This is a genomic window from Nocardia sp. NPDC004068, from assembly GCF_042874315.1.
Classification (GTDB): domain Bacteria; phylum Actinomycetota; class Actinomycetes; order Mycobacteriales; family Mycobacteriaceae; genus Nocardia.
On sequence record NZ_JBIAMW010000004.1, the window covers coordinates 331,164 to 344,789 of the forward strand.

Below are 13,626 nucleotides of genomic sequence, written 5' to 3' on the forward strand. Positions count from 1 at the left end.
CTGCCCGCGGGCCTGTCGATCGTGTCGATGGACGGCTTCGGGGTGGAGACCCCCGATCTGGTGGACGCGGGGGAGCGGCCGATCACCGACGCCGACCGTCGTGCCCCGCTCACCGCCGACAGCATCGCCTACGTCATCTACACCTCCGGGTCGACCGGCCGCCCCAAGGGCGTCGCGGTCGCGCACCGGAACGTGGTGCGGCTGTTCGCCAACACCGACCGCGAATTCGGCTTCGGGCCCGACGACGTGTGGACCCTGTTCCACTCCTTCGCCTTCGACTTCTCGGTGTGGGAGCTGTGGGGCCCGCTGCTCTACGGCGGCACCCTGGTCGTGGTCGACTACTACACCTCCCGCTCGCCCGAGCAGTTCCTGGAACTGCTGCGCCGGGAACGGGTCACGGTGCTCAACCAGACCCCGTCGGCCTTCTACCAACTGGCCGAGGCCGACCGCAACGCCGCGCAGGCGCGCGAGCGGCTGAACCTGCGCTACGTGGTGTTCGGCGGCGAGGCGCTGGAGCTGCGCCGCCTGGCCGACTGGGTCGCCCGGCACGGCGACGGCCGCCCCGCCGCCCCGCCCACCGCGGCCGGAACCGTCGCGCCGGTCGGGCCGCGCCTGGTGAACATGTACGGCATCACCGAGACCACGGTGCACGTCTCGCATCGCGTGCTCGACGCCAAAACCATCGCCGCCGCAACGGGTTCGGTCGTGGGCCGGGCCATCGCGGGGCTGCGGGTGTACGTGCTCGACGACCGCCTGCACCCGGTGCCGGTCGGCGTCGCGGGTGAGATGTACGTCGCCGGACCGCAATTGGCGCGCGGCTACCTCGGCCGCCCCGATCTGACCTTCGCGCGGTTCGTCGCCGACCCCTTCGGGGACAGCGGGGGAGCCTCCGGCGGGGGCGGGGGCGGCGGTCGCCTGTACCGCTCGGGCGACGTGGCCCGCTGGAACCGGCACGGCGAGCTGGAGTATCTCGGCCGCGCCGACGATCAGGTGAAGGTGCGCGGCTTCCGCATCGAGCTCGGCGAGATCGAGGCCGCGGTGCTGGCCCAGCCGGGTATCGCGCAGGCGGCGGTCGTCGTGCGCGAGGACCAGCCCGGCGATCAGCGGATCGTGGCGTACGTGGTGGCGACGGGAGCGCCGGACATCGACGCGGTCCGCGAGGGCGCGGCCGACCGGCTGCCGTCCTACATGGTGCCGTCGGCGTTCGTGGTGCTGGATCGAATCCCGTTGACCGTCAACGGCAAACTCGATCGTCGCGCGTTGCCCGCCCCCGCGGCGCGGTCGCGCGCGTTCCGGGCGCCGGAGACCCCCGTGCAGGAGACGGTGGCCGGGGTGTTCGCCGAGGTGCTCGAGCTCGACCGGGTCGGCCTGGACGACGAGTTCTTCGCCCTGGGCGGCAACTCGCTCGTCGCGACCCGCGTGGTCTCGCGGCTGGGCGCCGCGCTCGGCACGACCGTCGCGGTCCGGATGCTGTTCGAGGCCCCGACGGTGGAGGCGCTGGCCGCGCGGCTGGAGTCGCACACCGGCGGTGAGTCGCGCCCGCGCCTGGTCGCGCGCGCCCGCTCCGCCTCGGAGCTGGTGCCGCTGTCGTTCGCGCAGCAGCGCATGTGGTTCCTCAACCAATACGACAAGACCTCCGCGGCCTACAATCTGCCGCTGGCCATCCGGCTGTCCGGCGAACTCGACACGGCCGCACTGGAATTGGCGGTGTTCGACGTGGTGCGGCGGCACGAGTCGCTGCGCACCCGCTACCCCGAGCACGGCGGCACCCCGATGCAGGTGGTGGTCCCGGCCGAACAGATCGCGCTGGACCTGCGCGCCTACCCGGTGCAGGACACCGAACTGCTCACCGCGGTCACCGAATTCGTGGCCACCGGCTTCGACGTCGCCGACCGGGTGCCGTTGCGGGCCCGGCTGTTCCAGGTGCAGGCCGACGAGCACGTGCTGGTCGTGGTCGTGCACCACATCGCCGCCGACGGCTTCTCCATGACCCCGCTGGCCCGCGACGTGATGACCGCCTACACCGCCCGCACCCAGGGCAGCGCCCCCGGCTGGGCGCCGCTGCGGGTGCAGTACGCCGACTTCGCCATCTGGCAGCGCGAGGTGCTCGGCTCGGAGGACGATCCGGAGTCGCTGCTGGCCCGCCAGGTCGGCTACTGGCAGCGCGCGCTGAACGGCGTGCCCGACGAGCTGGCCCTGCCCACCGACCGGCCGCGGCCCGCGGTCGCGTCCCATCGCGGCGCGACCCTGCACCGCACGCTCGCGCCCGAACTCGTGGGCGCGCTGGAAGGCGTTGCGCGCGAACACGGTTCGTCGCTGTTCATGGTCATGCACGGCGCGCTGTCGGTGCTGCTGGGCCGGTTGTCCGGCGGCGACGACATCGCCGTCGGCACCCCGATCGCCGGTCGCGGCGAGGCCGCGCTCGACGACCTGGTCGGCATGTTCGTCAACACGCTGGTGCTGCGCACCGGGCTGGACCCCGCCGAGGAGTTCACCGCGCTGCTGGCCCGCATCCGCGATATCGACCTGGAGGCGTTCGCCAACGCCGACGTGCCGTTCGAACGGCTGGTGGAACTGCTGGCGCCGGAGCGCTCGCAGGCCCGCAATCCGCTGTTCCAGGTGATGCTGGCCTTCCAGAACCTCGACCGCGCCACCCTGGAACTGCCCGGGCTCACGGTGTCGTCGCTGGATCTGGAGGAGAACTTCGCCCGCTTCGATCTCCAGTTCACGCTGTCGGAGATCGCCGCGGAGCAGGGCGGTATGGCGCTGGCGCTGACCTACGCCACCGACCTGTTCGACGAGGCCACCGCCGCGGAGATCGTGCAGCGCTGGGTCTGGGTGCTGGAGGCCATCGCGCGCGACCCGCGCATCGCCGTCGGGGCCGTCGACATCCTCGACGCCGCCGAACGCGCCGATCTGGTCCGCCGCGCCGGCCTGCCCGCCGAACCCGCGCGCACCCTGCCCGAGCTGCTGGCCGAGGCCGCCGCGATCGATCCGGCAGCGCCCGCGGTCGTGTTCGAGGGGCGGAGTCTGTCCTACGCCGAGCTGGACGAGCGCTCGAACCGCTTGGCGCGCTTGTTGATTCGGCGCGGCATCGGCGCCGAGGATCTGGTGGCCGTCGCGATCCCGCGCTCGGAGCTGTCGTATCTGGCCGAATGGGCGGTGTCGAAGTCGGGTGCGGCGTTCGTGCCGATCGACCCGACCTACCCCGCCGACCGCATCGCGCACATGGTCACCGACTCCGGTTCGCCGGTCGGTCTGACCGTGTCGGCGGTGCGCGGCGAACTGCCGGAGTCGGTGGACTGGCTCGTGCTCGACGACCTGGACGACACGGAGTCCAGCGCGGCCGCGATCACCGACGCCGACCGGGTGCGGCCCGTGCGGCCCGAGCATCCGGCCTACGTCATCTACACCTCCGGCTCCACGGGCGTGCCCAAGGGCGTGGTGGTGACCCACGCCGGTCTGGCCAACTTCCGGGCCGAGCAGAACGAGCGCTACCACGTCGACTCCGACACGCGCGCACTGCATTTCGCCTCGCCCAGCTTCGACGCCTCGATGCTGGAGTTCCTGCTCGCCATCGGCGCGGGCGGCACCCTCGTGGTGGTCCCGCCGGGCGTCTACGGCGGCGAGGAGCTGACCGAGCTGATCCGCCGCGAGCGGGCCACCCACACCTTCCTCACCCCGTCGGTGCTGGCCTCGCTGGATCCGGCCGCGCTCGCCGACATGAAGGTGATCGTCGCGGGCGGCGAGGCCGTCCCGGCCGATCTGGTCGCGAAATGGGGTGGCTCCCCGGACGATTCGGGCCGCCGCTTCCACAACGGCTACGGTCCGACCGAGACCACCATCATGACCAATATCAGCGATCCGCTGGCGCCGGGCGATCCGGTGACCATCGGCGGCCCGATCCGCGGGATGCAGTCGCTGATCCTGGACGGCCGCCTGCGGCCGGTGCCGGTGGGCGTCGCGGGTGAGCTGTACCTGTCGGGCGTGCAACTGGCGCGCGGCTACCACGCGCGGCCGGGCCTGACCGCCGAGCGGTTCGTGGCCAACCCCTACGGCGACGAGGCCAGCGGCACCGCCCGCATGTACCGCACCGGCGACGTGGTGCGCTGGACCCAGCACGGCGAGGTCGAATACGTCGGCCGCTCCGACTTCCAGGTGAAGGTGCGCGGTTTCCGCATCGAACTGGGCGAGATCGACGCCGCGCTGGCCGCGCACGAGAGCGTGGACTTCGCGGTCACCGTCGGCCACAAGAGCTCCGCCGGGGCGACCTCGCTGGTGTCGTATGTCGTTGCCGCGCAGGGTCATTCGATCGACGTGGCGGTGCTGACCGAATTCGTCGAACAGCGCCTGCCCGCCTACATGGTGCCGTCGTCGATCATGGTGATCGACCGGATCCCGCTGACCCCGGTCGGCAAGCTGGACCGCCGGGCGCTGCCCGAACCGGTCTTCGCCACCGAGGTCACCTTCCGCGCGCCGCGCACCCCGGTCGAGCACACCATCGCCGAGGTCTTCGCCGAGGTGCTCGGCGTCGAACGGGTCGGCGTGGACGATTCGTTCTTCGCGCTGGGCGGCGACTCGATCGTGTCCATCCAGCTGGTGTCGCGGGCAAAGGCGCGCGGGGTGGTCTTCAGCCCGCGCGACGTGTTCGAACAGCGCACCGTCGCCGGACTGGCCGCCGTCGCCGAATCCGCCGAGGGCCGTGGCGATTCCGCGCCCGCGCTGGTGGAACTGCCCGGCGGCGGCGTGGGCCCCATGCCGCTCACCCCGGTGGTGCGGTTCATGGTGGAGCGGCCCGGCTCGTTCCGGCGCTTCAATCAGCTGCTCGCCCTGGAACTTCCGCTCGGCATCGACCGGGCCGGGATCGCGGCCACGGTCGGCGCGGTCGTCGACCGGCACGACATGCTGCGGGCGCGGCTGCGCCGCCACGCGGGCGCGGAGTGGATCGTCGAGACCGCCGCCCCGGGCACCGTCGACATCGACGCGCTCATCGAGCGGACCGAGTTCGACGCCGCAGCCGACGACGCCGCACTGCTCGAGATCGCCTCCGCCGCCGTGGATTCCGCGCTGGACCGGCTCGATCCCGAGGCGGGCGTGGTGGTCCGGTTCGTGTGGCTGGAACCCTCGGACCCCGCCCGCGCGGGCCGGTTGGTCGTCGTCGCGCACCACCTGGTGGTGGACGGCGTGTCCTGGCGCATCCTGGTGCCCGACTTCGTCGCGGTCTGGGGACAGCTCTCGGCCGGGCAGACCCCCGAACTGGTCGCCCCCGCCACGAGCATGCGCACCTGGGCGCACGCGCTGGAGCGGGCCGCCGCCGAACGCGGCCACGAACTGGACTGGTGGCGCGCGGTGGTCGAGGGACCGGACGCGCCGCTGACCGAGCGGCCGTTCGATCCGGCCGTGGACGTCACCGGGGTGATCGACAAGCATCGGGTGGAGGTCTCGCCCGAGGTCACCCGCTCGCTGCTGACCACCGTCCCGGCGCTGTTCCACGGCGGCGTGAACGACGGCCTGGTCACCGCGCTGGTGCTGGCCGTCGCGAAATGGCGTGCCCGCGAGGCGGATTCGCTGCTCATCCGGATGGAGGGCCACGGCCGCGAGGAGGAACTGGTGCCGGGCGCGGATCTGTCGCGCACGGTCGGCTGGTTCACCGCGATCTTCCCGGTGCGGTTCGATCTGTCCGGCATCGACATCGACGCCGCGCTGGCCGGCGGGGCCGCCATGGGCCGCGCGGTCAAGGCGGTCAAGGAGCAGTTGCTCGCCGTGCCGGACAAGGGCCTGGGTTACGGCCTGCTGCGCTACCTGAACCCGGAGACCGCGCCGCTGCTGCCGGAGCGGCTGCCCGGCCAGGTGAGCTTCAACTACCTGGGCCGCGTCTCCGACTCCAGCGTGCCCGAGGCGTTGCGCGGCTTCGGCTGGGTGCCCGCCCCCGAACTGGGTGAGCTGGGCGGCGCCTACGACGCCGATATGCCCGCCATGGCCCCGCTGGACATCAACGCCATCGTGGCCGGGGACCGGCTCAGCGCGCAGATCGGCTACCCGACCACGCTGCTCGCCGCCGACGAGGTCGCCGAATTCGCCGCGCTGTGGGTGCGGGCGCTGGAAGCCGTTGCCCGCCACGCCGATTCGGCCGACGCGGGCGGGCACACACCGTCCGACTTCCCGCTGGTGCGGGTCGCGCAGACCGATATCGACAGCTGGGAGCGGCGCTTCCCGCAGCTGACCGACGTGTGGTCGCTGTCCGCGCTCCAGGGTGGCCTGCTGTTCCACGCCCAGCTCGCCGCCGAATCGGTGGACGTCTACACCGCGCAGGCCGTGCTGACCCTCACCGGCCGCGTGGACGCGGCGCGGCTGCGGGCCGCCGCGCAGGCGCTGGTGGACCGCTACGAGAATCTGCGCACCGCGTTCGTGACCGACGCGCACGGCAATCCGGTGCAGGTCGTGCTCGACGGCGTGCCGGTGACCTGGGCCGAACACGATCGCCGCCGCGGCGGCGACGCGACCGATCTCATCGAGGCCGACCGGATGCGCCGGTTCGACCTCGCCGAACCGCCGCTGATCCGGTTCACCCTGATCCGGGTGGCCGAGCAGCGCTGGTCGCTGGTCGTGTCCAACCACCACATCCTGCTCGACGGCTGGTCCATGCCGCTGCTCATGCGGGATCTGCTGGTGCTGTACGCCACCCACGGCGACACCGCCGCGCTGCCCGCCGTGCGGTCCTACCGCCACTTCCTGGAATGGGTTGCGCGCCAGGATCATTCGGCCTCGCTGGCGGCGTGGACGACCGCCCTGGCCGGGGTGTCGGAGCCGACGCTGCTGACCCGGCCCGATTCGGCGCACGAGATCACCAGCCTGTCCGGCGAGTACTTCTTCGAACTCGACGAGACCACCACCGGGCGGCTCACCGAGCTGGCCGCGCGCCTGGGCGTCACCCCGAACACCGTGCTCCAGACGGCGTGGGGAATCCTGTTGGGCCGCATGACCGGTCGCGAGGACGTGCTGTTCGGCACCACCGTCTCCGGTCGCCCGCCGCAGCTGGCGGGCGTGGAGTCGATGGTGGGCCTGTTCATCAACACCGTCCCGGTGCGGGTGCGGTTCGATCCGGCCGAGCCCGCGCGGGCGCTGCTCACCCGGACCCAGGGCGAGCAGGCCGATCTGCTCGACCACCACTACATCGGGCTGGCCGACATCCAGTCCGCGGCCGGGATCGGCGGGCTGTTCGACACCCTCGTGGTGTTCGAGTCCTACCCGGTCGACGCCGAGGGCCTGCAACGCCAGGCCGCCGATATCGACGGCATGAGCGTGACGGGCCTGGACGCCGCCGACGCCACGCACTACCCGCTGACCCTCATCGCGCAGCTGGACTCCCGCCTGCGCGTGCGGGCGGGCTATCTGCGGGACCTGTTCGACGAGAACACCGTTCGACGCGTCGCCGACCGGCTGGTGCGGGTGCTGACCGCGATCACCGCCGACCCCGAGGCGCCGGTGGGCGAGATCGATCTGCTCGACGCCGCGGAGCGCGAGACGGTGGTCGAGCGGTGGAACGCCACCGACTTCGACCTCGACACCACCGCGACCCTGGTGTCGCGGTTTCAGGACCAGGTCGCCCGCACCCCCGACGCGACCGCGGTCGGCTTCGAGGGGACGAGTCTGTCCTATGCCGAGTTCGCCGACCGGGTGAACCGGCTCGCGCGCTGGCTCATCGAACGCGGCGTCGGCGCGGAATCCTTTGTGGCGCTGGGTATGCGGCGCTCGATCGATCTGGTCGTCGGCATGTACGCGGTGACCGTCGCGGGCGGCGCGTACGTGCCGCTGGATCCGGATCATCCGGCCGAGCGCACCGAGTACATCCTGGCCACCGCCGATCCGGTGTGCGTGCTGACCTCCGGCGAGGATCTGCCGATCGATACCGCGCAGGTGCGCATCGATCTGCTGGATCTGGCGAACCACTCCGGCGAGCCCGTCACCGACGCCGACCGGCGTCATCCGCTGCGGCCGTCGGACACCGCGTACGTCATCTTCACCTCCGGGTCGACCGGTCGGCCCAAGGGTGTGGCGGTGCCGCATTCGGCGATCGTCAACCGCCTGGTGTGGATGCAGTCCGCGTACCGGCTCACCGCCGACGACGTGGTGTTGCAGAAGACCCCGGCGACCTTCGACGTGTCGGTGTGGGAGTTCTTCTGGCCCTTGCAGATCGGCGCGCGGCTGGTCGTCGCCAAGCCGGACGGGCATCGCGATCCGGTCTACCTGGCCGAGCTGATCGCCGCCGAGGGCGTGACGGTCACCCACTTCGTGCCGTCCATGCTGGCGGTGTTCGTCGCGGAAGAGGCTGCCGCGCAATGCGGTTCGCTGCGGATGGTGTTCGCCTCCGGTGAGGCGTTGTCGCCCAAGCCCGCTCATCGGCTGCGCGAGCTGACCGGGGCGGAGCTGCACAACCTGTACGGCCCGACCGAGGCCGCGGTCGACGTCACCTATCACCGGGTGGTCGACGCCGACACCGAGTCGGTGCCGATCGGGCGGCCGGTGTTCAACACCCAGGTCTATGTGCTGGACGGCCGCCTGCGGCCGGTTCCGGTGGGTGTCGCGGGTGAGCTGTATCTCGCGGGCGTCCAGCTGGCGCACGGGTACGTGGCCCGGCCGGACCTCAGCGCGGACCGGTTCGTCGCAAGTCCGTTCGGGGACAGCGGTTCTCGCATGTACCGCACCGGTGACCTGGTGCAGTGGACCGAGGACGGCGAACTCGAGTACCTGGGCCGCACCGACTTCCAGGTGAAGCTGCGCGGCCTGCGCATCGAACTCGGCGAGATCGAATCGGCGCTGACCGCGCTGGACGAGATCGCCCAGTCGGTGGTGCTGGTCCGCGGCGACGCGCACACCGGCGATCAGCTCGTCGCGTATGTGATTCCCGCACAAGGGCTTTCGGTGGACGTCGACGATGTCCGCGAACAGCTGGCCGAACGCCTGCCCGCCTACATGGTGCCGTCGGTGTTCCTGGTGCTCGACGAGTTCCCGCTGAACGCCTCGGGCAAGCTGGACCGCAAGGCGCTGCCCGCGCCGGTGTTCGAGGCCGCGGTGTTCCGGGCCCCGACCACACCGGTCGAGGAGATCGTGGCCGGGGTGTTCGCCGAGGTGCTCGGCGTGCAGCGGGTCGGCCTGGACGACGACTTCTTCGCGCTCGGCGGCAACTCGCTCATCGCCACCCAGGTCGCCGCGCGGCTGTCGGCCGCGCTGGACATGCGCCTGGGCGTGCGCGAGATCTTCGAGGGCTCCACCGTCGCCGCGCTCGCGGCCCGCGCCGAATCCGGTTCGGGCGCGGGCGGACGCGCCGCGCTGACGCCGCAGCCGCGCCCGGATCGGGTGCCGCTGTCGCTGGCCCAGCAGCGCATGTGGTTCCTGAACCGCTTCGATCCCGAATCGGCCGTGGACAACATCCCGGCGGCGGTGCGGCTCTCGGGCCTGCTCGACCGGCAGGCGTTGCAGATCGCCGTCGCCGACGTGCTCGCGCGGCACGAGTCGCTGCGCAGCTACTACCCGGAGGCCGACGGCACGGCCTACCAGGAGGTCGTGCCGACCGCCCGGGTCATCCCCGACCTGACCCCGGTCGAGGTCACCGAGGCCGAACTGCCGCACGCGCTTTCGGCGCTGTTCCTGACCGGCTTCGACGTCACCGCCGAGGTGCCGTTCCGGGCCCGGCTGTTCGAGGTCAGCCCCACCGAGCACGTGCTCGCGCTGGTGGTGCACCACATCTCGGCCGACGGTTTCTCCATGGGACCGCTGACCCGCGACGTGATGACCGCCTACGGCGCCCGCGTCGACGGCGGCGAACCGGCCTGGCAGCCGCTGCCGGTGCAGTACGCCGACTTCGCGCTGTGGCAGCGGGCGGTGCTGGGCCGCGAGGAGGACCCGGAATCGGTTATCGCCCAGCAGATCTCGTACTGGCGCGACCGGTTGCGCGGGCTGCCCGAGCAGTTGGACCTGCCCGCGGACCGGCCGCGTCCGGCCGTGGCCTCCGGCCGCGGCGCGACCTACTCGTTCCGCATCGACGCCGACATCCAGGCGCGGCTCGCCGAGCTGGCCCGCGCGCGCGGCGCGACGCTGTTCATGGTCACCCACGCCGCGCTGGCCGTGCTGCTGTCGCGGCTGTCGGGCGAGCGCGACATCGCCATCGGCACGCCGGTGGCGGGCCGCGGGGAGCGGGCGCTCGACGATCTGATCGGCATGTTCGTCAACACGCTGGTGCTGCGGACCGAGATCGAGCCGGGCGCCTCGTTCACCGATCTGCTCCAGGACGTGCGGACCGGCGACATCGCCGCCTTCGGGCACGCCGATCTGCCGTTCGAGCGGCTGGTGGAGATCCTGAATCCGGCGCGGTCGCAGGCGCGGCATCCGCTGTTCCAGGTGATGCTGGCGTTCCAGAACCTCGGCCAGAGTTCGCTCGAGCTGCCGGGGCTGACCGTCAGCGGCGTCGACCTGCCCATCGACACCGCCAAATTCGATCTGCAACTCGTGCTCACCGAGGAGCCGGGCGCGGGCATCGACGCCCAATTCATCTACGCCACCGACCTTTTCGACGCCGATACGGTGGCGCAGTTCGCGCGGCGGTTCACCCGCCTGCTCAAGTCGCTGGCCGCGACGCCGGACCGGCCGGTCGGCGACATCCCGCTGCTGGACGCGCGGGAGGCGCTGCACGAACTGCGCGGCTGGAACGCGACCGGGCACGAGCTCGGCGCGGGCGCCACGCTGGTGGAGCTGTTCGCGGCGCAGGCCGCGGCCACGCCGGACGCCGTCGCCGTCGTGGACCGCGAGGCCGGGCGGACCCTGACCTACGCCGAGTTCGGCGAGCGGGTGCACCGGCTCGCGCGGCGGTTGGTCGCGGCCGGGGTCGGGCCGGAAACCCTGGTGGCCCTGGGGCTTCGGCGCTCGCTGGACTTCGTGGTGGCCGCGTACGCGGTGCTCGAGGCGGGCGGCGGTTACGTGCCGCTGGATCTGGATCAGCCCGCCGAGCGGATCGGGTACGTGCTCGACACCGCGGGACCGGTCTGTGTGCTGACCAACGCCGCCGACGACTTCACCGCGGGCGAGCTGCCCGTGGTGCGGGTCGATGCCGAGGACGGCGAGGGGTCGGCCGCGCCGCTGACGGACGCGGAACGGATTGCGCCGCTGCGGGATTCGAATCCGGCGTACGTGATCTTCACCTCCGGGTCGACCGGCCGCCCGAAGGGTGTGGCCGTGCCGCATTCGGCGGTGGTCAACCAGATCCGCTGGATCACGGGCGAATACGGCATCGACGCCGACGACGTGGTGCTGTTCAAGACGCCCGCCACCTTCGACGTGTCGGTGTGGGAACTGTTCGGGCCCTTGGCCGTCGGCGGCCGGATGGTCGTGGCGAGCCCCGACGGGCACCGCGATCCGCGGTATCTGGCCGAGGTGATCGCCGCCGAGCGGGTCACCATGACCTCCTTCGTGCCGTCCATGCTGACCGTGTTCGCCGCGGCGGTGACCCCCGAGGCGGTGGCGTCGCTGCGCGCGCTGCTGATCGCCGGTGAGGCGTTCACCTCCGACGCGGTGCGGAAGTTCCGGGCGCTGAGTTCCGGGATCGAGCTGTACAACCTGTACGGCCCCACCGAGTTCACCGTGCACGCCACGCACGCGCCCGTCGCCGACGACGTGCAGGGCGCGGTGCCGATCGGCCTGCCGGTGTGGAACGCGCAGGCGTACGTGCTCGACGGCCGCCTGCATCCGGTGCCGCCGGGTGTCGCGGGCGAGCTGTACCTCGCGGGTGATCAGCTGGCGCGCGGCTACTTCGGCCGCCCCGACCTCACCGCGGATCGCTTCGTCGCCAACCCCTTCGGGGACGGGGACGGCAGTTCCCGCATGTACCGCACCGGTGACCTCGTGCGCCGGGCCGCCGACGGCCAGATCGTCTACCTGGGCCGCACCGACTTCCAGGTGAAGCTGCGCGGCCTGCGCATCGAACTCGGCGAGATCGAGGCCGCGCTCACCGAACACGATTCGGTGTCGCAGGCCGTCGCGCTGGTCCGCTCCGACGCGCGCACCGGCGATCGGCTGGTCGGCTACGTCGTGCCCGCGGGCACCGACATCGATGTCGCCGCGCTGCGCGCGCACCTGGCCGGGCGGCTGCCGTCCTACATGGTGCCCGCCGCGCTCGTGGTGCTCGACGCCATGCCGCTCAACCCGAACGGCAAACTCGATCGCCGCGCCCTGCCCGAACCGGTCTTCGAGGCCCGCGAATTCCGCGCGCCCACAACGCCGGTCGAGGAGATCGTGGCCGACACCTTCGCCGAGGTGCTGGGCCTGGGCGAGCCGGTCGGCCTGGACGACGACTTCTTCGAACTGGGCGGCAACTCGCTGATCGCCACCCAGGTGACCGCCCGCCTCGGCGCGGCCCTGGACGCCCGCGTCCCGGTGCGGGTGCTGTTCGAGGCCCCGACGGTCGGCGCGCTGGCCGCCCGGGTGGAGAGCCACGCGGGTTCGGGCCGCCGCCGCGAACTCACCGCGGGACCGCGACCGGAGGAGATCCCGCTGTCGCTGGCGCAGCAGCGCATGTGGTTCCTCAACCGGTTCGACACCGCCAGCGCGGTCAACAACATCCCGCTGGCCGTCCGGCTGACCGGAACGCTGGATGTGGACGCGCTGCGGGCCGCCGTGCGCGATGTGGTCGACCGCCACGAGGTGCTGCGCACGGTGTACCCGGCCGACGCCGAGGGCCAGGGCGTGCAGGTGATCCTGCCGGTCGGCACGAATATCGCGGAGCTGGAACCGATTCCGGCGACCGAGGCCGAGATCGCCGATCGCGTCGGCGAGGTCGTGCTCACCGGATTCGACGTCACCGCCGAGGTTCCGGTGCGCGCCCGGCTGTTCCGCGTCACCGACGCCGAACGGCCCACGCACGTCCTGGTTTTCGTGGTGCACCACATCTCCGGCGACGGCTGGTCGGTGCGGCCGCTGGCCCGCGACGTGATGATCGCCTACGCGGCCCGCTCGCGCGGCGAGGAGCCCGGCTGGGCGCCGCTGCCGGTGCAGTACGCCGACTTCGCGCTGTGGCAGCGCGAGACCCTCGGTTCGGAGGACGATCCGGCCTCGCTCATCACCCAGCAGGTCGCCTACTGGTCGCGCACGCTGGCCGGGCTGCCCGACCAGCTGGACCTGCCCTCGGACCGGCCGCGTCCGGCGGTCGCGTCGGGTCGCGGTGACGTGCACGAGTTCTCGATCGACGCCGACCTGGTGCGCGGGCTCAACGCCCTCGCCCGCGACCACGGCGCGAGCCTGTTCATGGTCGTGCACGCGGTGTTCGCGGCGCTGCTGGCCCGGTTGTCGGGCGGCGACGACATCGCCGTCGGCACCGCGGTCGCGGGCCGCGGCGAGGCCGCGCTCGACGACGCCATCGGCATGTTCGTCAACACGCTGGTGCTGCGCACGGCCGTCGACTCGGGCGAGCCGTTCACCGAGCTGCTGGCCCGCACCAAGGACGCGGACCTCACGGCCTTCGGGCAGGCGGATCTGCCGTTCGAGCGGCTGGTGGAGATCCTCAACCCGGCCCGGTCGCAGGCGCGGCATCCGCTGTTCCAGGTGATGCTGTCGTTCCAGAACACCGGCCAGGCGTCG

1 protein-coding gene (cut by both window edges) is annotated in these 13,626 nt (G+C 72.2%); it reads left to right on the forward strand.

Every position in this 13,626-nt window falls within one protein-coding gene, locus ACFYTQ_RS12325, for a non-ribosomal peptide synthase/polyketide synthase (RefSeq protein WP_387359769.1), read on the forward strand. The gene is 43,785 nt long; 14,790 of those nucleotides lie to the left of the window and 15,369 to its right, leaving coding positions 14,791-28,416 in view (codon 4,931, complete, through codon 9,472, complete); the first codon wholly inside the window starts at position 1. Both the start codon and the stop codon lie outside the window.